The organism is Cyanobium sp. Cruz-8D1 (genome assembly GCF_024345975.1).
GTDB lineage: Bacteria > Cyanobacteriota > Cyanobacteriia > PCC-6307 > Cyanobiaceae > Cyanobium.
Genome location: NZ_JAGQCD010000103.1, coordinates 1 through 2,291, shown reverse-complemented (window position 1 = coordinate 2,291; position 2,291 = coordinate 1). Strand labels below are relative to the sequence as shown.

Genomic DNA, 2,291 nt, shown 5'->3' with positions numbered 1-2,291 from the left:
CCGGACGGCTACCGGCTGAGTGGGCACCACCGCTGGATCTCAGTCCCTACGTGGGACGGAGGAGGGAATCTGCGGCGATCACGACGCCACTGACGGTGGATGAGATTCTGGCGCTGGTGGAGGCGATCCCTGATCCGAAGTGGCGCTACGCCTTCCAGCTTCTCGCGGCCTATGGCTTGCGTCCTGAGGAACTGCAACACCTTGAGCTGCGCAACGGACGTCTCTGGTGCAGCTACTGCAAGGTCTCCAGCCGGGGAAAGACAGAGCCCCGTCCGCTGCGGCTGCTCCCCTGTGATTCCTGGGCTGTTGCCTGGAACCTTGAACCGATCTATCGAGCCGATCGGCTACCCCCCATGAAGCCCGGACTCGGGGCTGACGCCATGGGTCTCTACATGCGGCGGCGTGATCTCTGGAGCGAGTTGAGGCGCCGGTATGAGGAACAGGGCGAGAAGCTGGTGCTCTACTCCTGCCGCCATGCCTACGCCCACCGCGCCCATACTCTCTGCCCGATGCTGCCCACCAAATTCGTAGCGGCGGCCATGGGCCACAGCCTGGAAACGCATCTGGCCGCCTACAGCCGCTGGATCGGCGACGACGAGGTGGATGCCGCCTTTGAGCGGGCGTCGCAGCGGATGGAGCAGCTGGATTAACGCTGAAAGACCGCCGGGACGCATGGGGCAGGTTGCCAGCAACGGCACAACCTCTGATCGGACCTGAACAGAGACCTGAAACACGACCTATCATGCGGTCTTGGGCTTGGTTGTTGGCTTGCATGGCGCATCGTGTCCTGGCTGAGATCGCTGTGAGCATCTCGGAGCACAAGAAAAATCCGATGGCCACCGTGGCTGCCGGGGATGGCTTGGCCGTGGCCGTCCTGAACCGCAACGAGCCCGCCTTTTATTGCGTGCCAGCCAGGGCCTATGAGGAGCTGATGGATCTTGTCGAAGATCTGGAGCTCGGCCGCATCGCCGACGCCCGATTGGCCGATGGCCAGGAGCCTGTGCGGGTCAACCTGGATGAGCTTTGAGCTGGCCTTTCACCCAGAAGCGCTGCGGGAATGGCACAGGCTGGACTCCAGTATTCGTAATCAGTTCAAAAAGAAGCTTGCTGAGCGGTTGCTTGAACCGCACCTCCTCTCCAGCTGTCTGCGGGGCTCACGTGATCGCTACAAGGTCAAGCTCCGCGCTGCTGGTTTCTGCCTTGTGTATGAGGTGCGGGATCAAGAATTGCTCGTCTTTGTGATTGCGGTCGGCAAGCGTGATCGCAATGCGGTCTATCACCAGTCTGATCGCCGCTGAGCTCCCTTGGTACTCAGTCCGTCTGTTGTCGCTGCAGCTGATCGGCGGAGGATTGCAACCCGCCCAGGATCGTGGCAGCCAGCTGTTCCGGGAATCCGGGCGAAAGCTCACCCTGCACCGACGTGATCACTCCAGGGGTGCGGGTGACCAGATCTGACACCAGGGGGTCGGCTACTGCAGCGAGGCCCATGCGGTTGGCAGTGCTGGTCAGATGGCGCCGCTGAACCTGCAGCGGCTTGCTGGTGCGGCTCTTACTGCCGTGCCAGGCCATCGCCAGGCGTAGCTCCTGCTGGGGCCACTGGCCGGCTGCCTTGCCGATCACCGGCCAGGCTGAGAGCACGTCGTAGAGCGGGGTGAGCCGGTAGTTACCGCCGGGCAGCAGGAAGAGACTGAAGTTCTTGGCGTGGCCGTCGATCGCCCGCAGCATCCAGAACAGAACCTGGGCGCGGAAAAAAGTGCGCAGATCGTCGTCCGCCTGGGCGGACTGGGCAAGCAGGGAGGCGATGGCCACCATGCCAGGACCTCCCTGGTTTTCGTATTTCTGCTCCGGCGGGGTGCCGGTGGCCTGGCAGAAGTCCTCCACCGGCAGGCGCAGCCAGTGGCTGCCGCTTGCGTGCAGCCGCCGATCGAAGCGCTCGACGATCAGACAGCGCTGATCTGCAAAGGAGGCCAGGCTGCTGTCCGCCACCGGCAAGCCGTAGGCCGCCAGGATCCGGCCGCAAAGCCACTCGTTCTCCACCGAGCTGGAGAAATCGATCTGGCCGCTGCCCACCCGGCCCATCGGCAGCTTGAACAGATGGGTGGTGGGCGTGCTGCCCCGCGGACGGCACCACTGGTTCTGATGCCAGAGCAGGGCTGTTTTCTCTTGGGCTCCGGCGATCGAGAGGCGCAGTTCCCCTCCGGATGCGGCAGCGACACCCGGGAGTGGTTCAGCCACCACACCCTGCAGCAGGCGTCCGATCTCTGATTCCGAGAGTGGGGTCGCCTCAATGC

At 63.6% G+C, this 2,291-nt stretch carries 3 protein-coding genes and 1 pseudogene; 3 read left to right on the top strand and 1 reads right to left on the bottom strand.

Annotation, left to right across the window (positions count from 1 at the left end):
• The 3 genes and pseudogenes from KBZ33_RS21370 to KBZ33_RS21360 all read left to right on the top strand — a co-directional run.
• Positions 1-650 (top strand): annotated as a pseudogene (locus KBZ33_RS21370) (hypothetical protein); the annotation flags it as partial.
• A gap of 122 nt (positions 651-772) precedes the next feature.
• The gene (locus KBZ33_RS21365; RefSeq protein ID WP_255012029.1) at positions 773-1,027 is read left to right on the top strand and encodes a type II toxin-antitoxin system Phd/YefM family antitoxin; all 255 of its coding nucleotides are present in this window, start codon (positions 773-775) and stop codon (positions 1,025-1,027) included.
• Positions 1,017-1,298, top strand: a complete 282-nt coding sequence (locus tag KBZ33_RS21360) for a type II toxin-antitoxin system RelE/ParE family toxin (RefSeq protein WP_255012027.1) — start codon at positions 1,017-1,019, stop codon at positions 1,296-1,298. Before KBZ33_RS21365 ends, KBZ33_RS21360 begins: the two co-directional genes overlap by 11 nt.
• A 13-nt stretch (positions 1,299-1,311) precedes the next feature.
• On the opposite strand, the gene KBZ33_RS21355 is transcribed toward KBZ33_RS21360, so the two are convergent.
• Positions 1,312-2,291: HipA domain-containing protein (locus KBZ33_RS21355; RefSeq protein WP_255012026.1), on the bottom strand; the 980-nt coding region annotated here is incomplete at its 5' end.